Origin of the sequence: Sulfurimonas sp., from assembly GCF_041563495.1 — a bacterium.
Classification (GTDB): domain Bacteria; phylum Campylobacterota; class Campylobacteria; order Campylobacterales; family Sulfurimonadaceae; genus Sulfurimonas.
In genome coordinates this window covers 225,234-250,634 of the sequence record NZ_JBFFMZ010000005.1, presented here as the reverse complement: position 1 = coordinate 250,634, position 25,401 = coordinate 225,234, and the positions used below count along the sequence as shown (strand labels likewise).

Here is a 25,401-nt window from a genome sequence, read left to right as displayed (position 1 = left end):
CTTTATTCTAAAAAATTAGATTTAAAAGCTACTGTACTTATAAGTGCAGATAAAACTTTGGACTACGGTGTTGTAATGTCAGTTTTGGCTGCAGTAAAACAAGCAGGCTTTTCTGAGGTTTCATTAGCTACAAATGGGTAAAAACAGCTCATATTTTTATATAAGTGGTATTATCTCGCTATCACTTTTTTCTTTTTTTGCATCTCTTATTATTTATATGCTTTTTTCAAAATCAAACATAGATATATATGCTTTGAAGAAAGATAATTATATATCTATATCACTTGATATGCCAAGTTTACAAACAAGTTCAAAAAAAAGTGTTGCCACAGTTGTGCAAAAAGATAGTGTTGCAGAACCAGCTGATGTAAATATTGATGATTTATTTAGCGATATTTGGACCAAAAAAATTGATAAATCTAAAGCTGTAGAAAAGAAAATTGATAATAAAAGATTTCTTGAAATAGGTAAAAAATCTAAAAAAATAGATGAAAAAAGTGATAAACCTGTAGTAGAAAAATCTACAGAGAGTAATGTTGCTCAGAAAAGTGATGATTCACAAAAAGTATCCAGCGGAAATGCGGTTAATGAATATTTGGCTAAAATTCAGGCTTTAGTTTATGAAAATTTTGTTCCACCTCAAAACTCACAAGGTCATAGTGTCAAAGCTGTGATTGAATTGAGCGCAATTGGGAAAGTTATGGATTTCAGGATCTTAACTTATTCCGCTAACAACGCGTTAAACGATGAGTGTGATAAAATAAAAGATAGACTTATTGGAGTGTTGTTCCCTGCAAATCCGCAAAACAAAACCGGTAGTTATATAGTTATGTTAACATCCAAGGAGTGATTTTGAGAATATTATTTGTACTTTTATTTATTTTTAGTTTGTCATATGCAAATGATGCAACTATAGAGGTTATTAAGAAGGTTGAATCACTTCCGACTATGGCAGTCGAAGACTCATCCATCAGTTATGACGATACATTCAGACTAAGGTTTTTTAAGGCTTTAATTGCAGACTTAAATGTTATATCGCTTTTTAATGTAGATAGACATCATCGTGAAACACACTTTAATGATACCGATGTCATGGTTGAAAACAAAGATATGGACTATGTTCTTAGATATAAGATGTCTGAGGATGATAATGGTGCTTTAAACATTGATTTGAAACTCATTAGTGGCGGCAGCACTGTTTTAAATAAAAAATATAGAATAAGCAGAAAAAATGTATATATGTTCGTTTCTCATACTATTGCTTATGATATAAATGAGTTTATGGGAGCTTCATCAGTTGAGTGGATGAAAAGACGAGTTATATTTTCAAGAGTAGTAGCTCCTAGAAAAACTGAAATTGTTATAGCAGATTACACCCTTGAATATCAACACACAGTCGTAAAAGGCGGTTTTAATATTTTTCCAAAATGGGCAAATAAAAATCAAAACGCATTTTACTATACATCTCTAGATCCAACAAAACCGACGTTAAAATATGTAGATATAAAAACCGGTAAAAGCAAGGCAATCATATCTTCTGACGGAATGATGGTTTGTTCAGATGTCAGTGAAGATTCAAAAAAACTATTGCTCACGATGGCTCCAAAAGGTCAACCTGACGTATACTTATATGATGTAGATAGTTTTAAAACTCAAAAAATCACTAACTACGGCGGTATTGACGTTAATGCACAGTTTATGGATAGTAAGACTATAGTTTTTATATCTGGAAGACTGGGCTATCCAAATGTTTTTTCTAAAAAAATAGGAAGTAACAGCGTAGAACAGATGGTATATTACGGTAAAAGCAATTCTGCATGCAGTACCCATGGTGAATATATAGTTTATAAGGCAAGAGAAAGTTCAAATGCTTTTTCTGCAAATACGTTTAACTTGCACTTAATATCAACAAAAACAGACTTTATCAGAAGATTAACAGCTACCGGTATTAATGAGTTTCCGCGTTTTTCAAAAGATGGAGATGCAATATTGTTTATAAAAAATTACAAAGCTCAAAGTTCTATTGGTATTATAAGATTAAATTATAACAAAAACTATCTTTTCCCTTTAAAATATGGAAGACTGCAAGCTATGGATTGGTAACAAAAGTAGTAATATAGAACGAATTTATCACTTTTATGCATGATATATCACTTTATTACTATTTTTTTGGTACAATCAATTAATTCAAAATCAAGGTAAGTAAATATGAAAAGTATAGTATTCTCAAGTGTTGTTGCAGCACTTTTAGTTTTTAGCGGATGTGCGGATAAAAAACCGGCAGTGGATGAAAAAGTAAAACAAGAAGTAGTTGCCCAAGAAGTTGAAGCTGTAAAAACTGAGACTGTATCTGCTGAAGATGCAACAGTTGGTGAAAGCGTTATGGACAAATCAGATTCTAACGAGATGAATATGGCAAACCTAGAAAAAGAATTATCAACTGTATATTTTGACTTTGATAAGTTTGTTATACGTCCAGATATGGAGTCAAAAGTTACAAGTTCGGCAACTGTTGCAAATAATGCAGCAAAAGCATTTACTGTAAAGCTTGAAGGTAACTGTGATGAGTGGGGTAGTGATGAGTATAACTTTGCATTAGGTTTAAAAAGAGCTTCTACAGTAAAAAAAGCACTAATGGCTGAAGGTGTAAATGAAACACGTATCACAATGGTAAGTTATGGTGAAAGTAACCCTGTATGTAACGATAAAACTAAAGACTGTTGGGCGAAAAATCGCCGCGTAGAATTTAAACTTCTTCCATAATCCATGAAAAGCATTTATTTAGTTGTTATTCTTGCAGCTATTGTGCCTTTTAACTTAATCGGTGCCGAACCTTCAGCGTTTGGTGCCGGTAATCTAGAGACTTCTCAGCCTTATGGCTTAACTCCAAGCGAAAAAGTTATACTTCAAAATAAAAACAAACTCAATAAAGTTGTTGTAAACAGTAATAATCAAGCAAATAAAGTTGATTCATTAAGAGAGAGAATCGATGGTTTACAAACTATCATAGAAGGACTAAGCAGAAAATCTCAAGAAAACAGATTGAACTTAAAAGAGTTAGAAAAAAAGAATACTGAAGAATTAATTAGCACAAATGAGTATGAAAAAAGGTTAAGTGAGATATCACAGGCTAATTCTTTAGAAATTAAAGATATAAAACTTACGCTTAACGAATTATCTGCTCTATTAAATACTATCAATACAAAATATGTTTCTAAAGATGAATTTAATAATTTAGTTAATGATTTTAATGTTTTTAAAGAGTTGGTTGCAAAAGAACTTAAACGTGGTGCTGCTCCTGCTAAGTCTAAAATGTCAAATGCTGAAATAGCAAAATTGGCAAAACAGAATTATGATAAAAAATATTATACTAAAAGTATAGAATATTACACTCAATTGATTGAAAATAAGTACAAACCGGCTTATGCTCATTATATGATTGGTGAGATGAATTATAAAAGAAAAAACTATAGTGATGCAATAGCATATTTTAAAAAGAGTGCAACGCTATATTCTAAAGCCTCTTATATGTCTTCTCTTATGCTTCATACAGCAATATCCATGGAAGAAACAGGTGATATAAAAAATGCAGAAACGTTTTATAAAGGTATAATTTTAAAGTATCCAAATTCTGAACAGGCTAAAACAGCAAAAAATAAACTTAGTAAGATAAAGTAAGAAGTGCTTATTAAGCAATCTCATAAATAAATATGTTAGAATCACAAAAAATAAAAAAAGGCTAAAAAATGGCAATTGAAGCAAATCAAATAGTATCTATAGAATATGAAGTACGTGATGGAGAAGCTATAGTAGACAGCAATGTTGGTGGAGCACCGTTAGTATTCATGTTCGGTAAAGGTCAAATCATCCCAGGTTTGGAAAATGGAATAGCAAATATGGCTATTGGCGAAAAAGGCGATGTTTTGGTTAAAGCTGAAGATGCTTACGGAACTCACAATCCAGATGCAAAACAAGAAGTTCCTAAAGATCAATTTGCAGGAATTGATTTAGAAGTTGGAATGACTCTATATGGACAAGGCGAAGATGGCGGAACTGTACAAGTTATTGTACAAGAGATAGGCGAAGAAACAGTTATTATTGACTTTAACCATCCACTTGCTGGAAAAGATTTAATGTTCACAGTTACTGTAAATAATGTTAGAGATGCATCAGCTGAAGAAGCAATGACAGGTATTCCTGCTGAAAACCAACAAGATGATGAGTGTTGTGACACTGGTGGCGGCACTGGTTGTGGATGCAACTAATTTTATAACTGCCTCAGAGTCTTCGGCTCAGGCATTTAAAACAGCGACACTTTTAAAAACACTAAGCGTAAATTCTCTTATATTGGGAGAAGTTGGAGTGGGAAAAAAAAGTCTTGCTAAATATATACTTCCAGATGCAACTGTTATAGAAGCATCTGATTTAGATGAAATTATTAGCACATTGGAAAGTGTTAATGAAATCATAATAGTCAATTTAGAGAATTCACCCAACATTAAAAGATTTATTGACGCAATTGAAGCTAATTCTGTAAGAGTTATAGCAACAGCTAAAAGCTCTTTTGCAAATGAATATATAGATGAGATTTTTAGTGTAAAATTTGGTATTCCACCACTTCGTGACAGGCTTGAAGATGTAGATGAGTTAGTAGAGAAATTTATCAATGAAGCTTCCTCATTATTTTGTAGCGGTACGAAATTTAATACTGAAAATTTTACTCCGGATTTGTCTCAAAATGCTAATTCTCTTAAAAGACAAGTAATGATTCACTCTCTACTTCAAGATATAAAAGATGTAGAGCTAATGGATATCATTGAAAATTATTTTGTTGATAAATTAGGTTCACAAAGTGATTATAGGAACTTATTATATTTGTATGAAGTGCCATTAATAAAAGCTGGACTTAGTAGATTTAAATCACAACTTCAATTGTCTGATAAGTTGGGTTTAAATAGAAATACACTTAGAAAAAAGATAGCTGACAATAAAGAATATTTATAATACATAAGGAAAAAAATGAAAAAAATTGCGATGATTTTTGCAGGACAGGGCAGTCAAGCTGTAGGAATGGGTAAAGATTTTTATGATAATTCAGATATAGCAAAGGAGATGTTTTTAAGAGCTGGAGAGAGAATTGGTGTTAATTTTGACGAGTTAATCTTCAAAGAAAACGATATGCTTGGTCAAACAGCATATACTCAGCCGGCTATATTACTGACACAAATGGTTGCTTACCGTCTTTTTAAAGAAGCATGTCCAGATACTGAAGCTACGCTTTTTTTGGGACATTCACTCGGTGAATTTTCTGCCTTATGTGCCAGTGGTGCAATAGATTATGTTGATGCAGTAGAACTTGTTCATAGACGTGGGCAATTAATGCAAGACGCTTGTTCAGATGTTGATGCAGGTATGATGGCAATAGTAGGGTTAGATGATAGTTCTATAGAAGAGATCTGCGCTACTGCTCAAAAAGCAGGTAAAAAAGTTTGGCCTGCAAACTATAATCAAGACGGTCAATTAGTTATTGCCGGAATGAAAGCAGATTTAGTATCACTAGAAGACACTTTCAAAGAAGCAGGTGCTAAAAGAGCACTTCTTTTAAATATGTCAGTTGCGAGTCATTGTGAACTTTTATCATCTGCTCAAGCTCCTTTAGAGAGTTTAATGGAATCAATGATAGAAGAGAACTTTGAAGCACCTGTTATCTCAAATGTAACAACAGCACCATACAGTACAAAAGCAGTGGCAGTTTCACTTTTAAAAGATCAGTTGGTTAAACCTGTAAAATATAAGCAATCTATTTTAGAAATTGCTGATGATGTTGATATGGCTATAGAGTTTGGTAACGGTGTTACTCTAAAAGGTTTAAACCGCAGAATTGCTAAAGAGTTAAATACATTGAACATATCAGACATGGTCAGTTTAGAAAAAGTTGTAGAGGAAGTATGCAACTAAAATGAGAGTCACACTTGCTCAAACTTCTCCAAAGCTGAATCGTTCAAATTTAGAAGAAGTTTGTGAAATAATAGATAAGTTTAAATGTGATAGTGATTTAATAGTCTTCTGTGAGTTATCCTTAAATGGCTACTTGCTGCAAGACAAATTATTTGAGGATGCATGGAATATCGATGAACTTGAAAAGCTTCAGGCTCTAAGCCAAGATATTGATATTGTCGTGGGTGCTGCTATAAAAGATGAAAATTCATTCAGAAATGCAGCTCTGTACTTTTCTAAAGGCAGACTTTTAAGTCAACACAATAAAGTACATCTTCCAAACTACGGTATGTTTGAAGAGGCTAGATATTTCAAAGCCGGAAATATATTTGAAAGTTTTGAAAGTCAATTTGGCAAAACATCTATGTTGGTCTGTGAAGACCTATGGCATAAGTCTGTTCATATTGACCTTATAAAAGAAAATCCTGATTTAATCATAGCTCTTGTGGCATCGCCGGCTCGTGGGTTTAGTGACGATGGTTTGGCTATTGAAGATAAATGGTACTCAATAATAAAAATTGTTGCGCGTGAATGCAATGCAAAATTAACTTTTGTCAATCGTGTAGGTTTTGAAGATGGACTTGGTTTTTGGGGTGCTAGTTGCACCATTGATGAAAAAGGACACATCACAAATCAACTCCCGCGTTACGATAAAGTAATAAATACATTTGAAATATAGGAATTAAAATGAAAATAGCAATAATGGGTGCAATGCCAGAAGAAGTAGCTCCAATACTTGAAAAATTAGGTGATTATACAACTACTGAGTATGCAGGCAATAAGTATTATGAAGCAACATATAAAGGTGTAAATTTAGTTATTGCATATTCTAAAATAGGAAAAGTTTTTTCAACTTTAACAGCAACAACGATGATTGAGCACTTTGGTGCTGAGAAATTGCTTTTTTCAGGTGTGGCAGGTGCAATATCACCAAGTTTAAAAGTAGGTGATTTAATTGTTGCTACAAAGCTGTCTCAGCATGATTTAGACATAACGGCTTTTGGACACCCTTTTGGATATGTTCCTGAGGGATCTGTGTTTGTAGAAGCTGACAGTGACCTGATAGCATTAAGTAAAGAAGTAGCACGTGAGATGGGCAAAGTAGTTCAAGAAGGAATTATTGCAACAGGTGATCAGTTTGTAGCAAACGAAGAGAGAAAGGACTGGATTGGCGATACATTTAATGCAGATGCACTGGAAATGGAAGGTGGAAGCGTTGCTGTTGTCTGCAAAGCGTTAAATATACCTTTTTTCATACTTCGCGCCATCAGTGATGCAGCCGATATGGATGCAAGTTTTTCTTTTGATGAGTTTCTTGAGACAAGTGCAGTTGAGAGTGCAGAATTTGTTATGAAGATGGTAGATAAGATTGTCGATTAAAATTTCTAAGAAAATTATGTCCAAACTCGGCAAGACAAATGCCGAGTTTAACCTCATAGAAGAGGGTGATAAGATATTAGTAGGACTTAGCGGCGGCAAAGACTCTCTTACTATGGTTCACGCGATGAAAGAACAACAGCGCCGTGCTCCTTTTAAATTTGAATTTATTGCCGTAACTGTCGGTTATGGCATGGGTGAAAACTTTGATAATTTAAGTGCCCATTGTAAAGAGTACGACATAGAGCATATTATACATGACACTCAAATATATGATTTAGCAGAAGAAAAAATAAGAAAAAATTCATCTTTTTGCAGTTTTTTCTCAAGAATGAGAAGAGGAACACTTTACGGGATTGCAGAAAAACATGGATGTAACAAGTTAGCCCTTGGTCATCATATGGATGATGCCGCTGAGAGTTTTTTTATGAACTTTATATATAACGGGCAGATGCGTTCATTAGCACCTAAATATAAAGCAGAAAACGGCTTGATTATCATTCGTCCGCTTATTCAGATGCGCGAGCGTCAATTATCTGCATTCGTTCTTGATAATAATATAGCGGCAATAGGTGATGAAGCATGTCCGGCTATGCGTTTTGATATTAAAATGCCACATGCCCGTGCCAGTATGAAAGAGAAGCTCTCTAAAATGGAAAAAGAGTTTCCATCACTTTTTGTCAGTATGAACGCTGCGTTTAAAAATATTTCAGTTGATAGTTTTTTTGATAAAGAGAAGTTTAATATTTAGACTCTAGATTTTTTTCATCTTTTTCAATTTGAGATTTTTTATTATGAAGTGTCTCTTCTTTCAATGTTTGCAGAAACTCTACAATATTTTCTTGATACGATATAGTGTCTCTATCTCTTGTTAATTCAATAATTGGTTTTAAGGATTCTGTATCTATCTTTTTTGCATATCTTGGGATTATTTTTAACTCTTGTTGTATGTGTAAGATTAAAGTGTCAATATCCAAGCCATTGTTATCTAGGACTTTTTTTACAAGTTCTTTTGTAGATAGCATTAAAAGATTTGCTCTATCTTCATCATTTTTATAGATTTTCATACCAATATCTTTTACTATTTGATAGCACTCTTCATTTATCTCTTCATTGGAAACTATTAATAGTGCAAATATTTTTGCACGAAATTCCAAAGAGCCATGATGATGAACAAAAAATTCACGAAAGGCACTGAAAAAATGGTGTTTAAGTTTAAAACTCAGTCTCATTTAAATCCCTTTTACAATACAAATAATTGATATATATATGGTATTATACATTTTTGAATTTAAAATATAGTTTTATAGGTATGAAAAATGTTAAATGACGAAGATTATGACGTTTTAAAGAAGAATCTTATAGATTCGCAAAGGCTTTTTGATAAGTTAAACAATGTAGCTAATCAAGCAGATGAGCTTGAATATGATGAAAGCGGTTTGTTTTACGAAGAGGAAGAAGTACTGCAGAGACATTGGTTAACACTTAGTTCAAAGATAGTTGACGCACTAAGTGAAGCATTAGATACTTACGGTATTGAGCTTTTAAAAAATGAGAGTTTAGAGACAAGAGAACTTACAATTAATTTAACAAAAGAAGACGTATCTAGTAGAATAGTTTTAGATTATAGCGAAGATGGTGCACTTAGCATCTCGCAAATTAATTAGGGAGAAATTATGGGTAGAGCATTTGAATATAGAAAAGCATCAAAGTTGAAAAGATGGGGAGCAATGTCAAAGTTGTTTCCAAAACTGGGAAAAATTATTACAATGGCGGCAAAAGAGGGCAGTAGTGATCCTGATATGAATTCAAAACTTCGTACGGCAATATTAAATGCAAAAGCTGAGAATATGCCAAAAGATAATATCGAAGCAGCTATTAAAAGAGCGTCGGCAAAAGATACTGCAAGTATGTTGGAAGTAAACTTTGAAGGTAAGGCACCACACGGTGTTTTGATATTTATTGAGTGTATGACAGATAATAATACAAGAACAGTAGCAAATGTTAAAAATATACTTACAAAGCACGGTGGTGAACTGCTTACAAATGGTTCTTTAGAGTTCATGTTTGATAGAAAGGCATTAATAGAGTTTTCTTTAAAAGATGATATGGACATAGAAGAATTAGAGCTTGAACTGATAGATGCCGGATTAGAAGACATAGAAGCGGAAGACGGTGTTTGTCTTGTTACAGGTGATTATACAAGCTTTGGTACATTGACAGAAGCATTAGAGAAGATGGGTGTTGAAATAACAAAAGCAAACTTGGAAAGAATGGCAAATTCACCGGTAAGCATCAATGATAAACAACAAGCAGAGATTGATAAGATTTTAGAAAGATTAGAAGATGATGAAGACGTGCAGAAGGTGTTTACTAATTTAGCATAATTCATAATGAAATTTATCAATAAAATATACAGTGACACTCTTGAGGTAAAGCAATCTAAGTTTATTGCTTACCTCACTCCATATGAAAATTTTAACACTACTCTTGAGGGACTTAAACAAGAGCATCCAAAGGCTAGACATTTTGTAGTAGCATATAGGTATTTAAACGAGTTTAACCAAGTTGTAGAGCACTCTAGTGACGATGGAGAGCCTAAAGGTACATCTGGTAAACCGTCACTTTTTGTACTTCAAGGTGCAGAGATGATAAACAGTGCCGTTATTATAGTTAGATATTTCGGTGGAACTAAACTTGGTACCGGCGGACTAGTCCGTGCATACAGTGATGCGGTGAATTTGGTTATCCAAAAAGCTGAACTTTTTGAATATAAACAAGAAATAGAAGTTAAGATTTATTTTGAATATTCAAATATTAGATTAGTTGAATATGAATGTGAAGAATTTAGTATTAAAATAATGGAAAAGACTTTTGACATAGGTACTATTTATACTTTAAAGGCAAGCACAGCGGATATGGATGAATTTTTAAAAAAAGTAGGCAGGTCAGTGAAAGTTGTAGAGTAGATATATATATATCTACCCTCTACCCTGAACAGCATTCCCCATATCCCACATAGGTAAGAATATTCCAAGAGCTAAAAGGATAATCATAGCAGCAATGATTAGTAACATAACTGGCTCAATAGCTTCTGAAAGTCCATCAATGATAGCATCAAATCTCATTTTGTAGTATTCAGCAACTTTTTTTATCATAGAATCTAGTGTACCACTATCTTCACCGGCTCTAACCATTTGAATAATCATATTTTCAAAAAGTTTTGTTTCACTAAGTCCTGTGTTTAATGTTCCACCTTTTTCAACAGTCATTCTTACTGATGAAAGCTTTAATTTAAGAGGTAAGTTATCTATCATAGTAATAGACGTATCCAGTGCCTCTGCAATAGGAATACCGGCGCGTATAAGCTCGGAAAATACAAGTGTAAAACGGCTTAGTGTTGAAAATTTAATTATGTTTTTTATAAGATATGTTCTTAATAAAAACTGATGCCATTTAAATCTTATGTTCTTATAGTTGTTAATAAGGTATTTAAAGATTATAAACGCTAAAAATAGCAGGGCCAATACATAAGGTCCATAGTTGTTAAAAATATGCTCCAGCGTTAATAGTATCTGTGTCGGTAGAGGCAACTCTGCATTTAGTGATTCAAAAATAGCTTTGAATTGCGGTACGACGTATGATATTAGGATTGTAAAAGCAATAGCCATTGCAATCATTACATTTCTAGGATACGCCATTGCTTTTTTAAACTTAATGATATTTGCACGAATTTCCTCAAGCATATTTGCCAATGAATATAGCGCTTCATCTAGATTACCTGTCTTTTCACCAAGTTGAACCATAGCTATTGTAAGATTGCCTAACTCAAAGCGAAAATTTTCCATAGAGCTTGATAATGAGTGACCTGCATTTATATCATCTGCAAGTTTTCCAAAAACATATTTTAAAGCTTGATCATCGGTAGAGTCGGCAATCTCGCTTAGTGAATCATGTATTGAAATACCGGCATTTGTCATAACAGCAAGCTGTCTTATAGCAGCTATAAGAGCATCTGGTCTGATTTTTCTTTTTTTAATATTTTGAAAGAAGTTAGCCTTAAATCTTTTTAGCTGTGCGTCCAGAGGTTCTTTTTCTTCAACTACTTTGATGATTAATCCAGAGTGTTTTAACTTTGCATAATCATTAGCCTCTTTTCTGTCTTTTGCATAAATAGGAAATGCTTCTCTTTTGCCTTTTGTAAGAATTGTTGCAATAAAATATTTCATCCTTTAGCCACCCTTAATACTTCTTCTATGCTTGTTATACCATCTAGAGCTTTTTGAATTCCATTTTCAAAAATACCTATAAACCCATCTTCAATAGCTTGAGCTAACAAGGCATCTTTTGGCGCACCTTTTGCAATAAGAGATGATAATGCTTCCGTTACATTCAAAACTTCACAAATCATTTCTCTACCCATATAGCCTGTATCATTACACTCTTTACACCCTTTACCTTTGTAAAAAATAGAATTTGGAGGAATAAAGTTGTCTAATTCTTCTAAGATTGAAGCAGGAACTTTTTCTACTTCTTTACATTTAGAACAAATTTTTCTCACTAACCTTTGTGCCTGTATAGCAACTAAAGCTCCACTAATTAAATAATTCTCGATACCCATGTCAACCATACGCGGGATAGCACTAATAGAATCATTTGTATGCAGTGTAGAGATTACCATATGTCCTGTTAAAGCTGCTTTAATGGCAATCTCTAATGTTTCTTGATCACGAATTTCCCCAATCATTATTTTGTCTGGATCTTGTCTAAGAATTGAGCGCAATGCATCAGCAAAGCTCAAGCCAACTTTAGGGTTTACTTGAACTTGTTGGATCAGATTCATTCTGTACTCTACCGGATCTTCAACCGTAATAACTTTATCTTCTACATTTCTAAGTTCATTTAAAGCACCATATAGTGTTGTCGTTTTACCGCTTCCTGTCGGGCCTGTTACCAATATGATACCAAAAGGTTCTTTTAGCCCTTTTAGGAGTTTATTATAACTTACGGAATCCATACCTGCATCTTCAAGTTTTACGAGTGCCTTTTCTTTGTCAAGAACACGCATAACAATTGATTCACCGTAAAGAATAGGAAGAGTAGATATACGAAAATCATATTCTCTGGTTCCAACAGCCGTAGAAAAACGGCCGTCTTGCGGTTTTCTTTTTTCAGCAATGTCAAGATTAGCCAACAGTTTAAGTCTAGAAGCAAGAGGCGGGTATATGTCTTTTTCAAAAATAAATATTTCTGCCAGCTTTCCATCAACCCTACCGCGAACAACACAGTTCTTTTCAGTAGGTTCAATATGTACATCACTTGCCCTGCCGCGTATACAAGCTTTTAAAATAACATCAATAAGTAAAAGTATAGAAGAAGCTTCTTGCTGTTCTTCAATTGAATTAATAGAATTTAGTTCATCACGAATCTTTTTAACTAAGCCTTTTACACTGTCTTTAAGTTCTACTTTGAAAAGATATGATTGTATTTGTTTATTTGTAGCAACGGCAATTTTAACAATTTTTCTTGGAAAAAGCCTTTGAACTGCTTCTTGAGCTTCAATATCTAGTGGATCGCTAAAAGCAATTGTAACACTCATGTCGTCTTGCGAAATCGGTAAAACTGTATATTTTTTTAATTGTGCCAGAGGAATCTTATTAGTTAACTGATAATCCATATCAATAGAGTCTAAATCTAAAAAAGCTAATTCCAACTCAACAGATAACTTTTGTAAAACTTCTTTTTCATCAATATAATCATAATTATCTATGATAGAGAGTTCATAAACACCATTTCTGATTTGCTCAACTATAAAACGGATTAATCTATCCATGGTCATGAAGCCGGACAGAGTTATATCCCTTAATATAAGATCTGAGCTTAAACCTTTTGATAAAAGTCTGTCAACTTGAGCTTGCATAATCGAACCATTAGCAAGTAAATCATTAGTTATTCTATCCATGATTTTAGTTCCATTCTACCAATATACATGTCGTCTTAGAGCTATTGTATCATAAAACTCTTCAATAACCATTTTTTTGACTTTAGTCTTTTTATCTAGGTATAACTTGTATGTTAGTTTTTTATCATCTTTATCTTCAAAAAGATAGAAGGCTCTTGGTTCGTGTGCTCCAAGTTTTGCATAAAAATCAAAAACTTTAGATAAAACATAATCAGTTGTAGGTAGGTTTAGAGATGATAAATCGTACTTATCAACTAAAGCATGATAAAGTAATTTTTTTTGCATTAGTATTATTGAAAAATATGCAGAATTTGCACGAGATTCACGAGAAAATTTAAGTAAGGCAACAGGTGCTGCTAAACGGTCTATATAGTCAGAATTTAAACATGAAAAAGCATATAAAGAAATAAACTCTTCATCTCTCAAATGCCTTTTAAGACTGTTAAAACCAATTCTGCATGCATCTTCATATTTTTTATTTTGATACAAATTGAACATATTTTGTTTTATGTCCGCATATAAACCAATATAAAGCAGTAGTATTAGTAATATCTTCATTTGAATTTTCCTGATAGTATTTCTTCTAAAAGCATTTTTGCCTGATTTGAATGTGAATGATTAATATATTTTTTTAGAGTTTTTATAGCTTCATCTTTTCGATTTAGTTTTACAAGAGATTTTACAAAAATAATCCAGCTGGCGTCTATATTGTCATTTATTTGATTTGTCATTAATGCATAATTATAAGATTTATCATATTCTTCTAGTTCATAATATTTTTTGGCAACAAACAAGCTAAGAGCGGGATTGTTGTTTTTCTTAAATCTTTTAATAACATGACTTATATCTTCTTGTGTATCTTGTCTTTTTATATGGATGGAACTTTTTTGTACTATTTGTTTTTTTTCTGGCTCCATTAATTTAATTTGTTCTGGTACAGGTTTATTGAGTATTTTCCTTTTAGGTATCTTTTTTACTTTTGAAACAGAAATGTCGTTATCCTCATAGCTTGACATAACATTGTGCTTCATATTTGACATAAAGTCTAAGGATGGAGAAAGAGTGGTTTTTTTCATTTCAGTTACTTCATTATGCTTGATTGTATTTTCTTGTTTTGATGTTTTTATAGTGTTTTTATCTAAGCTATTGACCTTCTTAGGTTCACTGATTTGCTTTTCTGAAGCTGTTTCTTTATTTTGCATAGGCTCAATTTCTTTAGAAATAGTTTTAGAGCTGTACAGAGTATATATAAGTAGAAAAACAAGACTAATACTAAGTGTAATAATAAAATGCGGGGTATAAGATTTAATCTTATATTTGCGCCATTTATTTTCAAGTTCATTTACATTAAGCATTGATCAAACCGGTATGTATTGCTGACATTTCAACTATTTTTTTTGATACGATGTTTCTATTTAAATTTGTCGGATTATTTTTATCATACCATGAATATATGTCAAAAAGTGTATATAGGAGTTTATTGGTTTCTCTGTAATTTCCTTTTGTCAATTTATATATTAAATCTACAGGTTGTTGAGAAAACATATTCGCACTGTCAAAACAGTTTGCCTTCATAAGTTTTTTTTGTATATATATTTTTAGTTCAAATTTAGAAGCATTTTCAAGCTCTATTGTCTCCCAAATCCTTGTTTGAAAGTGTTCTTTAGCTATTAAATCCTCTTTTTCCGTTTTGTGAAGAGTAATCACAAATTTAACGCGTCTTGTATCCGAGAGGAGTCTTATTTTTTCCATTAATGCAGCAGAATATAATTGTGCTTCATCTAAAAGCACCAACGGAATTTGACCATTTTGTGTAAGAATATTTTTATTTACTATAAGCATGAATTGAGTAAAATTCAACTCACCTTGATATTTCACATCAAATATATCTCGTGCAAGAGATTTGAAAAATTCACTCTCATCCAAAATAGGAGTTTGGTACATATATACCTTTTGAGAAGCTGATAAGTCGTGATGTAGTTTTGTTAGAAACATACTTTTGCCTGTTCCGGGCTTACCAAATAAAAGTATCATCTTAAGTGGTTTTTTTACCGAATTCTTAAGAGATTGATAAATGGTAGATACACGATCAAGTTGAATATAGTCTCGTGCACTTACACTGTCAAGAAAGACATTTTTAGAACTCTCAAAGATGCTAGATTTCATCTTCCTCTTTCTCTTTCTTTGTTTCTTCTTTGTTTTTAGTTTTGCTATCAACATTTTGGTCTGTAAGAGAATCTCTATTTACCCTTATAACCTCATCTGTAATGCCTTTATATCCTAAATCTTGCAAAGATAAGTTATTATTGGCTTTATCGATTATATGTGGTTCAATTACAATAACAAGTTCCTGAATTTGTGTTGCCATTTTGTCATATTTGAAAAGATAACTTAGTCCGGGAATATCTCCAAGTAGAGGGACTTTATTAGATACATTGGACTTTCTTGTGTTAATAAGACCACCAAGGATAATTCTGTTACCGTCATTTACCGTTACGACAGAAGATAATTGACGACGATTAAGGTCAGGTGGCATAACTCTGTTAGTAGAACTTTCTTGTGATATATCTTGGGCTGTTTCAGATAGTGAAGGATTTATTTTAAGAGTAATAGCTTTATTGTCGGAAATCTCAGGTGTTATATCTAAAAGTACACCGGCAAACACTGATTGAACAGTGTCATTTTGTGTAGTAGCTGCTACACCACCACCTGTCCCTTGCTGATTTGTCTCAGACTTAATTTTGTAGAAATACTCTGTTCCGGCAGTTATAAGTGCCGGCTGATTATTTAGAGTCAAAACTTTTGGGTTTGAGATAGAGACAACATCGCCTTGTGTTTTTAAAAATTTAATAACTTCATTTAGTGAACCACCAGCTTTAACACTGAAGATATTTGCAACACCATCTATAGTACCTGCCGCAATTTGTGTTTCTGTTATATTAACATTTCCTGTACTATCCCATTGTGATACATTTTTATTGCCTAAGTGGTGTACACTGAGTTCTATATTTTGGAGTGCATAAAGTTGCTTCCAGTCGATACCGGTGGTTTTCCCTTTTTCCATAGTTACTGATAAAAGCTGTACATCTATTAAAACTTGCAGTTGCACTTTGTCTTGAAGTTGTTTTAAGTACTTTTCAAGTCTGTTCATCTGTTTTAGAGTAGCTGTTACAGTTATAAGACCGGCATTCTTATTAATTATCGGTGCATTGGCTTGGTAAACATCTTGAGGAGTGTTGATGACTCTTTGAAGTTCTAAATCAAGTTCTTCCCAGAATTTCACTTCATCGGTCGACTCTATTTTACTGCCGGACTCCGCCGAAGAACTGCCTGCTGACGCATTAGCTGTTGTTGATGTTGTTGATGTTGTTCCTGTTGCCCCCGGAGTACTTGTTGCCGAAGAAGAACTGAGTGTTATATTTGTGCTGCCTATACCTTTTCTTTGTGAAAGGATATAATCAATAGGAAAAATTCTAGTACTAAGATACGAGATTTTTAAAATATTATTTTCAAGATTATAATAGAGATTATTCTCTTTTAATATTATGCTCAGAACTTCATCAATGGTTAAGTTTTTAAGATGAGTTTTATTTAGTTGAGTTTGCAGAAATTTTTCAGCATGCGGGTCTGTGACAATAATACTAAATTCACATTCATCGCTGAGTTGCTCTATAAAATCTATGATTTTAGTATTTTTTGTTGAACTTATGCTAAAGAGCTCGTATGCACAATCCGCATAACTATTACTCGATAAAAGAAGTGCTAAAAGTGATCCGTAAACTATTTTTTTTATATGTTTCATTCTCTTATCCTATTTATTTGAATTTTAAACTTCGTTTTGTATCGCTGGTAGATAGGACTAGCTTTCCGTTGCCCTTTGTCAAAACAACGGATGTCCTATTTACTATTGATAATTTAAAGCTATCAACACTGTCGTTTAGCTTATACCATTCTCCATTTATTAATGCAGAGTCATTAATAACTGCACTAAGAACTAAAGGTTTCGTGGGCTGTTGTAAAATAATGCTTTTGGCATCTGATGTTGCTGTTGTGTTATTGGCACGTTTTTTGTATTTTACGGTAGATCTAGTTCTAGTGTATCTTTTTTTGCTTTTTTTAGCATTTAAAAAGATGAAAGGGCTTGTGATATTAGAAATATCAGAAATATTCATACCCTCTCTTGGAGGTTTAATAGCCTCCACCTGTGCGTCCACCCACGAAAGCTCATTTGAACTAAGAGTTATTGCTAAAAATAATACAAAAACTGTAAAAAGATATTTTTTCATTAGTAAGTAATCCCCCAAACTGAGATGTTTAAATCTGTAATAAGAGTTTTTTCTGATTTAATACCTAAATCATGAATATCAACTACTAGTTCACTCTGCTCTAGTGAGTTAATAAATTTCAATGAATCTTTATAGTTTCCTGTTGTATTTAGAGTTATATCAAGTATATGGCCAAATGAGTTGTTGTTGTCAGAGTACTTATTAGTAAAATCTATAATCTTAATACCATATTTTTTTGCATTTATTGATATTGAGTGTAAGTATTCTCCCCAAGTTCTCTCATCATATATAAGTGAAGATATGGTTTCTATTTTACTCTTGATATAGGCATTGTTTTGTTTGTTTTGAGCTAATTCTGCTTCAAACCTTTTTATTTCCATATCCAATTGGGTGATTTTTGTCTCAGGATTTTGTTGAAGAAACATTTTATCTGCGTTTATTTTAGAAGTAATAGCAGTTATTTGTTTCCTCTTTTCTTCAAAGGCTATTAAAGAGCTTTCCCAAAAAAGCAGATATGAAAAGGCAAAAATAATGCCAAAAATCATAATATACGTCATATATATATCTTTTTGACTTTTATCCTTAAAAGTAGCATCTATCTGTTGCAGGTAATCTTCTATATTTATTTTCATAATATACTCACCTTTAGTTCACTAAAGTACTTTTTAGGTTCTTCTTTGAATTCTATATGCTCAAGAGAAAACTCAAATTTACCTTCATAGATTTTAGTTAAATACTCTATCATATGTGTTATTTTTTTATCTTTTGTTGATATCAAGTTTAGTGTAAAAGCTTTTGACTTATTATCTTCACTATACGATAAAGAATCAACGTTTACATTGAATTTATTCAAATCTTTTGTAAACATAGACAAGAGTTTAGCTTTCATTGGATAGTTCACTTTTACATCGTGAATTTTGACTAGAGTTGCTTTTTTCTCTGCATACTCTTTTTTCTCTTGATTAAGCAGAGTTAAAACTTTAGCTTTATCAGCTTCTTTATTTTTAATTGTTGCTTCTCTGGTTATCTTTATATTATGCAGTTCTGTATACTCCGTACTTAAAAGATCATATTGTAAGGTTTGAGCATATGTAAGAACCCAATATGTAACAGGGTATATAAAAGCAATTATAAGTGAAGCGACACCAAGCAGTATAAGTTTGCCGCTTTCTCTTTGTGTAAATTTAGGAGGACGATGATATGTTGTAAAGTTACAGTCATATTTGTCTTCTGTTGGTAGTGTAGTGTATACATGCATTAGAGCATGTAGTTGATCTATATAAACACCGTCACTCTCGAAACCATAGTCAAATTCAAAGACACTTGATTTAATACCAAGTTCAACTTCGCCCATTTCATCTAATTTTGTTACAGTATGAATTTGCGAACCTATATATACATGTTCAATTTTTTCCAGTTCAAAAGCTCTTTTTACATATGTTAATATATCGTTAATATTTGCAAAAATTTCTTTATATAACTTAATGAAGTATTCTTTATAGTCACTTTCTGTATCTTTTAAATTGTGTTTTGAGAAAAATTTAATAAAATCCTCAAACTCGACCCGTTCACCATATAGTTCACAAAATCTTTCGTGCATTTGTAAGAATGAATAGTTTATAGATTTTGTATAAAGAAATTCCTTCTCGTTGTACACAGCAATAAATGCATCATTTTCTTGAAAATATATAAAACAATGAACACCGCTAGCCTCTATAATTTCTTTTTCATATAGTGATTTTAACAGTAAAGGAGAAGGAATTATAGTGTCTATGTATTTTATTTTAGAAACTACATTTGAAAATGTTTCATCAATCGTTAGGGGATCAAGAATAAACACATGGAAGTTTCTATTCTCATCATCAAGAGAGTTGAAAGTTTCAATAAATTGTATTTGGTAAGTAACAGCTTGGTCTAAAGCTAGCTCATCATATACTTTATTACTAATAGCATCATGTAAATCTTCTTGAGGAATGTTCTTCGTTATTGCTATTTGAGCGTTTATAAAACCCTTTGAGTTTAAGTATGATATAGCATACTGCTCTTTATTGTACTCAGGAGAATCAGTCTGAGATAGGAAACTTGAGATACCGCTTAAATATGTATCTTTATATGGATTAACAGAAATTACACTTGAAAAAGAGTGTTCAGGTTTTTTACTCATAAACTATAATCCTATTTAAAGTAGGCCGTTGACATAGAGCAGAATCCACCGTCTTTGTAAAATTCAACCCTATAAATCTTTTGACCTTTATCAACAGAAAAGTCTTTATCTAATGCTTTGTAATTTATAGCAATTCCACTCTCAGAGAGCTGCTTTTTCGCTTTAAATCCAATAACATTAACACGAAAATTACTGTTTTGTATTACACTGAAATCGTCATTTACAACAAAAGGTGAAGATGAATCGATAGATTTTATCTCTCCATCAACTTTAACATCAAATTTTTGCTTACAATTTTGTGCAATCTCAAAGTATTGAGGTTTTAAAGTTGTTATTTTTTTGTTACCGATATAAACAACAATATTACCATTAACACCTTTTACGCTACCCAATGGATGCGAAAAGTCAAATACATTACTCTTCGATTTTATCGGAATAAAGCTTAAAGATTTTTTTATATCGGACAAATCTAATGAAATATTGTTATTTATTCGTAAAATTCCATAGTTTTTGAGTATTTCATCTAGGTTTCTTTCATTTAAATCAAAATCTCTTTCAAATGAAATTTCCATTATTTTCATAAATTCTTCTATTGCTAATAGTTGATAAAATACTTTTTTTGAGAGTGAAGATAAATTTTTACTGCTTTCTATTGCAAATGCCGGTTTATTGTTAGTTACGGCAAAATATGTTAAGGAGAGTTGCATCGCTTCATCATCGAATTTTGTATTAGTATTTTTTACATCTAGTGTATGGTGTTGTTTTAGTAATTTTTTATTAATTTTTTCAGTAACAGTAGAAGCTATAGAATTTAAGTTTCCAAATGGTTGATTTTGTTTTAATTGGCATTGATCTATAACACATGTTTGCCCCCAAGCATTAGGGTTAAATATATTACCTTTGTTTTCTTTTCTGTAAAAGCCGTTTCCATCGTGTAAATTTAATACCAATGAGACCTGTTTTGAGAGAATAATCTCTTTTATCTCTTTAACAATTGAACTGTCTTTATCGTTCTTTTTAATAACAGAAAATTTCCTGTTCATATCTCCATTTATACCTCTTCTGTTTGCCTGAACACTGGATTTATTTAGATTGGGTACTATCCAAAGATTTTTTGAATTTACTTTATAATGAGTCGCCAATACAGAAGCGGCAAAATAGCCGCCCGGCTCATCACCGTGAATACCACCGATAACAAGGAGAGTTGTATTTGAATCGGTATTTTCTTTTTTTATTAATTGTACATTTGGAGAAGCATGAATATTTACACTAAAAAATATTAAAAGAAGAATAAGTGTAATTTTATGCATATTATTTTTCTGTAACTATTTTCATGGTCTTATTTTCATCAATTCTTACTACTAATGTTTTGTCCCCAGTGAATTTAAAAGTGTCAGATTTATAAAACTCTTTAAATGTAATATAATAAGTGTCTTGTGTATTTGGATAAGGTAGTACATTAATATCATTGAAAATAATTGTTTTCTTTTCAACTTTTTTAAATACTCTGGTTTTATAATTTTTAAATTTATTAAAATTCATTCCATCAAACCTGAGAAATTCATCAGAATAAAAATTCAAATATCCTTCAATGTCATCAAACAACCAATAATATCTCCATAAATAGAGTTGTGAAAGTATAGTTGCAAGTGTTTCTTTTGATATATTTTTTTGTACTTCATTACTGTTTATTATAAGAAGGGTTTTATCAATATCTATGTTTCTGTTTAAACACTCTATATTTGTGTTGTCAATAGCTATACAGCCTTTTGTAAACTCATCTCTTGTCTGTTCGGTTGGAAGCCCATGAATCCAGATTCCATGGCCATTTTTACCTCTATATTTATCATATGTATTTGGGTAAGATGTTACAAAAGCCAAAGGACCGTAAAATGAGTCAAGATTAGTCTTTTTGGATAATTTTTTTGTTATTTGATAGATTCCTATAGGAGTTTTAAGGTCTCCTTCTTTTATCTTATCACCTTTTATTTTCCCTGTGTAAGCACTATATTCTTTTTTAAACGAGTATGTGTTATTTAAATCTTTTCTATATAAATTAAGAGTTGATTTTTCTTTATTACATGTTAAAATATTTGGATAAGACTCTATATAACCAAATGTTGTGTCGATGTCTTTTATATAATTGCTCCAGTACTCTTTTTTTGTGAGTTCCAAGTCCATCTGTTTTTCAATATTGTCAATACCGTTTATTCTATAGTTTGTTAGTATGTCATTAGAATATAAAGATAAAGTGATTAGTAGTAAAAAAATTATTTTCATGATTTATATCCTATTTCTTCCAAAAATGCTTTATCTTTAGACCAGCCTTTTTTTACACTTACTTGTAAATTAAGATATGCTTTTTTACCGCTTAGTCTCTCTACTTTTTCTCTTGCAGATTTGCCGATCCTTTTTATTGACTCTCCGCCTTTGCCAATAATGATTCCCTTTTGAGACTCTTTTTCTATAATAATAGTTGCATAAATTCTGTCGATGCCTTCTTCTTCTTCGATCGAGTCGATAAGAACGTCAGACTCGTAAGGTATTTCATCACTTACGTTTTCAAAAATCCCTTCTCTAATAAAACCGGCATATATATCACGGACAAGTTCACTTGTTAAATCTTCTGGGTCATATAGAAACGGGGAGTCAGGCAGATTTTTAGATATGGTTTTTAGTAAATCTTCATGACCTACTTTTTTTGGAACAGCAACAGGAATTAATGCTTCAAACTTATCTGAAAATTGATTATAAGAGGCAATTTTTTTAAAAAGTTTTTCTTGGTTTACCTGATCAATTTTGCTAAGAACTATTATATGTTTTACTTTGGAGTTATTTAGTTTTAGAAACTTTTCATAATGCTCTACGGAATCAGTTACAGGAGCTAAGTAAACTATTAAATCACAATCACCCATCGCCTTTAAAGCTTCATCCAGCATAAATTGGTTAAGAACTTTTTCTCTTTCATGAAGTCCTGGAGTATCTACAAAGATGATTTGTGTGTCTTGATACATTACTATGGCATTTGAACGTTTTCTGGTTGCGTTTGCCTTTTGGCTAACCATTGCTATATTTTCACCAAGAAGAGAATTCATTAGTGTGCTTTTACCAGCATTTGGACGTCCAATGAGAGATACGAAACCAGCTTTTGTCATAATATTGCCTTATTTTATAATTATTTGCAGATACAAGTATCTGCTTTTAGTCGCCACAGCGGCGCAAGAGGAGTAAAGGGGCTTAGCTCCTTTACGGGACTATTAAAGTATATATCTCGATAAGTCATCATCTTCGACAACAATATCAAGTTTATCATGTACTAGTTTATCCGTAACTATAAACTCTTTGTCTTTATATTCGTCAGCATCAAAACTGATGTCTTCAAGAACTCTTTCCAAAACTGTATGAAGCCTTCTGGCTCCAATATCTTCAGTAATTTCATTTGCTCTGTGCGAAAGTTTTGCTATGGCTTTAACAGCTTTATCTTCAAAAACAAGCTTTACGCCTTCAACACCTAAAAGTGCTTCATACTGTTTAAGTAGAGAGTTATGTGTCTGTGTAAGTATTTGATAAAGTGTATCTTCCGTTAATGATTCAAGTTCTACTCTTAGGGGAAATCTACCTTGTAATTCAGGAATAAGATCACTTGGCTTTGTTAGATGAAATGCACCCGCGGCAATAAAGAGAATATGGTCAGTATTTATGACACCGTATTTGGTAGTCACGCTGCTGCCCTCAACTATAGGAAGTAAATCTCTTTGAACTCCTTCTTTACTTGGATCATTTCGCCCTTGACTTTTTGCACTAATAGCAATTTTGTCAATTTCATCCAAAAAGATTATGCCGCCGTCTTCGGCACGTTTTAGTGCTTCAGTATTTATATTTGTCATATCTAGAAGCTTGTTGCCGGCTTCAACTTTTAGTATAGATTTAGCATCTTTTACAGTAACTTCTTTTTTATTGTCTTCTTTATTCATTGTCTCAAAGATTTTAGAGAAAGACTCCTGGACTTTTTGCATCTCAGGTGGAAGATTTGTATCACTGAATTCTACATGTACTTTGTCGAATTGAAGTTCTATGATTTTATCATCCATCTCACCGCTGAGAACTCTTTTTTCCATTGCTTCTAAAAGTCTTTGATAATCATCTTTTTTACTCTCACTAGCACCTTCTGGAAGTGGAGGTAAAAGTTTTTCTACTATCTTGTTTAAAATATAGTTTTCTATTTTTTCTTTATTTGCTTCTTCTTTTTCTTCTTTAACAATAGCAATAGAAGAGATAACCAAATCACGTATCATAGATTCAACATCACGACCGACAAAACCGACTTCTGTATATTTGCTTGCTTCTACTTTAATGAAAGGAACTTTCATCATCTTTGCTAGTCGTCTTGATATCTCTGTTTTGCCGACACCTGTTGAGCCTATCATTAAGATGTTCTTTGGCATGATTTCATTTTGTAGTTCTTGGGAGAGTTGCATTCTTCTATATCTGGTTCTTAGAGCAAGAGCAATCGTTTTTTTAGCATCACGCTGAGATATTACATATTTGTCTAGATATTCAACTATCTCTTTTGGAGTTAAATTCATTCTTTATTATCCTCTAATGTAAGAGTTTTTATGCTGTGGTTTGTATAGATGCACAGGTCTGCTGCAATAGATAAGCTCTCACGTACGAGTTCTTCTTCATCTAAGTCTGCATGTTTTTTAAGTGCACGCGCTGCAGAAATAGCGTAGTTTCCGCCACTGCCTATAGATGCTATTTCTCCATCTTCAGGTTCAACTACATCGCCGTTTCCTGTGAGTATAAAAATATGATCGTTATTGAGTACTATCATCATCGCTTCAAGGCGTCTTAAAACCTTGTCTTTACGCCAAGCTTTTGAAAACTCTATGACAGATTTTAATATATCGCCTTTTTTATCTTCCAAAAACTCTTCAAACATATCAAAAAGATTAAAAGCATCTGCTGTGCTTCCTGCAAAACCGGCTAGTATTTTGCCTTTGTGAAGTGTACGAATTTTTGTTGCATTACCTTTTAGAACCGAATCTCCAAAAGTAACCTGTCCGTCTCCACCTATTACAGCTTTGTTTTTGCCTTTGTAAGCAAGTATTGTAGTAGCGTCAAACATTATTCGCCTTGTACATCCACATGTAGTGTTGCGTGAATTGCGTGACCAAGTTTTAAGTCTAAGTCGTGTTCGCCTACAGTTTTGATAGCTACTTTATCAATAATATGTTTTTTGTCTATTTCTATATTGTGTTGCTCAAGCAGTGCTTGAGCAACTTCATCTTTTGTTATTGCACCAAAAAGATGACCGTTTTGACCAAGTTTTTTAGTGATGATGATTTCAACTTTGTCAAGTTTTGCAGCCATAGCTTTTAATGTTGCGATTTCTGCTGCTTCATCTTCTGCTCTTTGCAATTCGTCAGCCTTATGTTGTGCTAAAATCTCATCAGTTGCATGTTTAGCAAAACCTTTTCCTATTAAAAAGTTTTTTCCATAACCGTCTTTTACGTCTTTTACCTCACCAGCTTTTCCAAGGCTTTTAACATCTTTAATCAGTAATACTTTCATCATCTTTTCCTTAATTTTATTACACTATATTTTTTTGGGCA

The 25,401-nt window shown here is 32.4% G+C and carries 30 protein-coding genes; 14 read left to right on the top strand and 16 right to left on the bottom strand.

The features are described 5' to 3' along the window. The 11 genes from ABYK18_RS07500 to ABYK18_RS07450 all read left to right on the top strand — a co-directional run. Positions 1–141 (top strand): ExbD/TolR family protein (locus tag ABYK18_RS07500; protein ID WP_373003485.1); only part of this gene is annotated, 141 nt, incomplete at its 5' end. Between the two features lie 112 nt (positions 142–253). Beyond that, entirely contained in the window at positions 254–850 is a 597-nt protein-coding gene (locus ABYK18_RS07495; RefSeq protein ID WP_373036036.1) for a TonB C-terminal domain-containing protein, read from the top strand. After that, entirely contained in the window at positions 847–2,103 is a 1,257-nt protein-coding gene (gene tolB, locus ABYK18_RS07490; protein ID WP_373036035.1) for a Tol-Pal system protein TolB, read from the top strand. Before ABYK18_RS07495 ends, tolB begins: the two co-directional genes overlap by 4 nt. A 105-nt stretch (positions 2,104–2,208) precedes the next feature. Next, positions 2,209–2,763, top strand: a complete 555-nt coding sequence (locus tag ABYK18_RS07485) for an OmpA family protein (protein ID WP_373036034.1) — start codon at positions 2,209–2,211, stop codon at positions 2,761–2,763. Between the two features lie 3 nt (positions 2,764–2,766). After that, complete coding sequence (locus ABYK18_RS07480; RefSeq protein ID WP_373036033.1) at positions 2,767–3,678, top strand: tetratricopeptide repeat protein; 912 nt, start codon at positions 2,767–2,769, stop codon at positions 3,676–3,678. Between the two features lie 68 nt (positions 3,679–3,746). Then, positions 3,747–4,265 (top strand): peptidylprolyl isomerase, encoded by a 519-nt coding sequence (locus ABYK18_RS07475; protein ID WP_373036032.1) that lies wholly within the window; start codon positions 3,747–3,749, stop codon positions 4,263–4,265. Continuing rightward, positions 4,216–5,004 (top strand): Fis family transcriptional regulator, encoded by a 789-nt coding sequence (locus ABYK18_RS07470; RefSeq protein ID WP_373036031.1) that lies wholly within the window; start codon positions 4,216–4,218, stop codon positions 5,002–5,004. The genes ABYK18_RS07475 and ABYK18_RS07470 overlap by 50 nt, the downstream gene beginning before the upstream one ends. A 15-nt stretch (positions 5,005–5,019) precedes the next feature. Continuing rightward, on the top strand, positions 5,020–5,958 hold the full coding sequence (gene fabD / locus ABYK18_RS07465; RefSeq protein WP_373036030.1) for an ACP S-malonyltransferase: 939 nt from the start codon (positions 5,020–5,022) through the stop codon (positions 5,956–5,958). Position 5,959: 1 nt separating this feature from the next. Then, on the top strand, positions 5,960–6,676 hold the full coding sequence (locus ABYK18_RS07460) for a nitrilase-related carbon-nitrogen hydrolase (RefSeq protein ID WP_373036029.1): 717 nt from the start codon (positions 5,960–5,962) through the stop codon (positions 6,674–6,676). Between the two features lie 8 nt (positions 6,677–6,684). Next, positions 6,685–7,377 (top strand): 5'-methylthioadenosine/adenosylhomocysteine nucleosidase, encoded by a 693-nt coding sequence (locus tag ABYK18_RS07455; protein ID WP_373036028.1) that lies wholly within the window; start codon positions 6,685–6,687, stop codon positions 7,375–7,377. A gap of 16 nt (positions 7,378–7,393) precedes the next feature. Further along, positions 7,394–8,125: a tRNA 2-thiocytidine biosynthesis TtcA family protein gene (locus ABYK18_RS07450; RefSeq protein ID WP_373036043.1), complete on the top strand. Its 732-nt coding sequence runs from the start codon at positions 7,394–7,396 to the stop codon at positions 8,123–8,125. Here the strand turns inward: ABYK18_RS07450 and ABYK18_RS07445 are convergent. Further along, positions 8,115–8,606: a hypothetical protein gene (locus tag ABYK18_RS07445; RefSeq protein WP_373036027.1), complete on the bottom strand. Its 492-nt coding sequence runs from the start codon at positions 8,604–8,606 to the stop codon at positions 8,115–8,117. The genes ABYK18_RS07450 and ABYK18_RS07445 overlap by 11 nt on opposite strands. An 87-nt stretch (positions 8,607–8,693) precedes the next feature. Here ABYK18_RS07445 and ABYK18_RS07440 point away from each other — a divergent pair, with 87 nt between their 5' ends. The 3 genes from ABYK18_RS07440 to ABYK18_RS07430 are packed head-to-tail and all read left to right on the top strand — an operon-like array spanning position 8,694 to position 10,343. After that, on the top strand, positions 8,694–9,041 hold the full coding sequence (locus tag ABYK18_RS07440) for a hypothetical protein (RefSeq protein WP_373036026.1): 348 nt from the start codon (positions 8,694–8,696) through the stop codon (positions 9,039–9,041). 9 nt (positions 9,042–9,050) lie between these two features. After that, positions 9,051–9,761: a YebC/PmpR family DNA-binding transcriptional regulator gene (locus ABYK18_RS07435; protein WP_373036025.1), complete on the top strand. Its 711-nt coding sequence runs from the start codon at positions 9,051–9,053 to the stop codon at positions 9,759–9,761. Between the two features lie 6 nt (positions 9,762–9,767). Beyond that, complete coding sequence (locus ABYK18_RS07430; protein WP_373036024.1) at positions 9,768–10,343, top strand: YigZ family protein; 576 nt, start codon at positions 9,768–9,770, stop codon at positions 10,341–10,343. A gap of 12 nt (positions 10,344–10,355) precedes the next feature. Here ABYK18_RS07430 and ABYK18_RS07425 read toward each other — a convergent pair whose 3' ends face one another. The 15 genes from ABYK18_RS07425 to rplI all read right to left on the bottom strand — a co-directional run bounded on the left by ABYK18_RS07425 (position 10,356) and on the right by rplI (position 25,360). Then, complete coding sequence (locus ABYK18_RS07425) at positions 10,356–11,603, bottom strand: type II secretion system F family protein (RefSeq protein ID WP_373036023.1); 1,248 nt, start codon at positions 11,601–11,603, stop codon at positions 10,356–10,358. Further along, positions 11,600–13,336 carry a GspE/PulE family protein gene (locus ABYK18_RS07420; protein ID WP_373036022.1) on the bottom strand — a complete coding sequence of 579 codons (1,737 nt, stop codon included), beginning with the start codon at positions 13,334–13,336 and terminating at the stop codon, positions 11,600–11,602. Before ABYK18_RS07420 ends, ABYK18_RS07425 begins: the two co-directional genes overlap by 4 nt. Before the next feature lie 15 nt (positions 13,337–13,351). Further along, the gene (locus ABYK18_RS07415; RefSeq protein WP_373036021.1) at positions 13,352–13,894 is read right to left on the bottom strand and encodes a hypothetical protein; all 543 of its coding nucleotides are present in this window, start codon (positions 13,892–13,894) and stop codon (positions 13,352–13,354) included. Then, positions 13,891–14,538, bottom strand: coding sequence for a hypothetical protein (locus tag ABYK18_RS07410; protein WP_373036020.1), 648 nt, complete (start codon positions 14,536–14,538; stop codon positions 13,891–13,893). Before ABYK18_RS07410 ends, ABYK18_RS07415 begins: the two co-directional genes overlap by 4 nt. Before the next feature lie 145 nt (positions 14,539–14,683). Next, positions 14,684–15,502, bottom strand: coding sequence for an AAA family ATPase (locus ABYK18_RS07405; protein WP_373036019.1), 819 nt, complete (start codon positions 15,500–15,502; stop codon positions 14,684–14,686). After that, positions 15,492–17,138, bottom strand: a complete 1,647-nt coding sequence (gene mshL / locus ABYK18_RS07400; RefSeq protein ID WP_373036018.1) for a pilus (MSHA type) biogenesis protein MshL — start codon at positions 17,136–17,138, stop codon at positions 15,492–15,494. Before mshL ends, ABYK18_RS07405 begins: the two co-directional genes overlap by 11 nt. Before the next feature lie 13 nt (positions 17,139–17,151). Beyond that, positions 17,152–17,622, bottom strand: coding sequence for a hypothetical protein (locus ABYK18_RS07395; RefSeq protein WP_373036017.1), 471 nt, complete (start codon positions 17,620–17,622; stop codon positions 17,152–17,154). Then, complete coding sequence (gene pilO / locus ABYK18_RS07390; protein WP_373036016.1) at positions 17,622–18,254, bottom strand: type 4a pilus biogenesis protein PilO; 633 nt, start codon at positions 18,252–18,254, stop codon at positions 17,622–17,624. Before pilO ends, ABYK18_RS07395 begins: the two co-directional genes overlap by 1 nt. Beyond that, positions 18,251–19,786: a hypothetical protein gene (locus ABYK18_RS07385; protein ID WP_373036015.1), complete on the bottom strand. Its 1,536-nt coding sequence runs from the start codon at positions 19,784–19,786 to the stop codon at positions 18,251–18,253. The genes pilO and ABYK18_RS07385 overlap by 4 nt, the downstream gene beginning before the upstream one ends. Positions 19,787–19,797: 11 nt before the next feature. Next, positions 19,798–21,096: a M99 family carboxypeptidase catalytic domain-containing protein gene (locus tag ABYK18_RS07380; RefSeq protein WP_373036014.1), complete on the bottom strand. Its 1,299-nt coding sequence runs from the start codon at positions 21,094–21,096 to the stop codon at positions 19,798–19,800. Position 21,097: 1 nt separating this feature from the next. Then, positions 21,098–22,066, bottom strand: a complete 969-nt coding sequence (locus ABYK18_RS07375) for a murein L,D-transpeptidase family protein (protein ID WP_373036013.1) — start codon at positions 22,064–22,066, stop codon at positions 21,098–21,100. Beyond that, positions 22,063–22,941, bottom strand: coding sequence for a GTPase Era (gene era, locus ABYK18_RS07370; protein ID WP_373036012.1), 879 nt, complete (start codon positions 22,939–22,941; stop codon positions 22,063–22,065). The genes ABYK18_RS07375 and era overlap by 4 nt, the downstream gene beginning before the upstream one ends. A 102-nt stretch (positions 22,942–23,043) precedes the next feature. Then, a complete protein-coding gene (hslU, locus tag ABYK18_RS07365) occupies positions 23,044–24,372 on the bottom strand; it encodes an HslU--HslV peptidase ATPase subunit (protein WP_373036011.1) in 1,329 nt (442 codons plus the stop codon). Then, the gene (gene hslV / locus ABYK18_RS07360) at positions 24,369–24,914 is read right to left on the bottom strand and encodes an ATP-dependent protease subunit HslV (RefSeq protein WP_373036010.1); all 546 of its coding nucleotides are present in this window, start codon (positions 24,912–24,914) and stop codon (positions 24,369–24,371) included. Before hslV ends, hslU begins: the two co-directional genes overlap by 4 nt. Then, positions 24,914–25,360: a 50S ribosomal protein L9 gene (rplI, locus tag ABYK18_RS07355; protein WP_373036009.1), complete on the bottom strand. Its 447-nt coding sequence runs from the start codon at positions 25,358–25,360 to the stop codon at positions 24,914–24,916. The genes hslV and rplI overlap by 1 nt, the downstream gene beginning before the upstream one ends. Between the last annotated feature and the right edge of the window lie 41 nt (positions 25,361–25,401).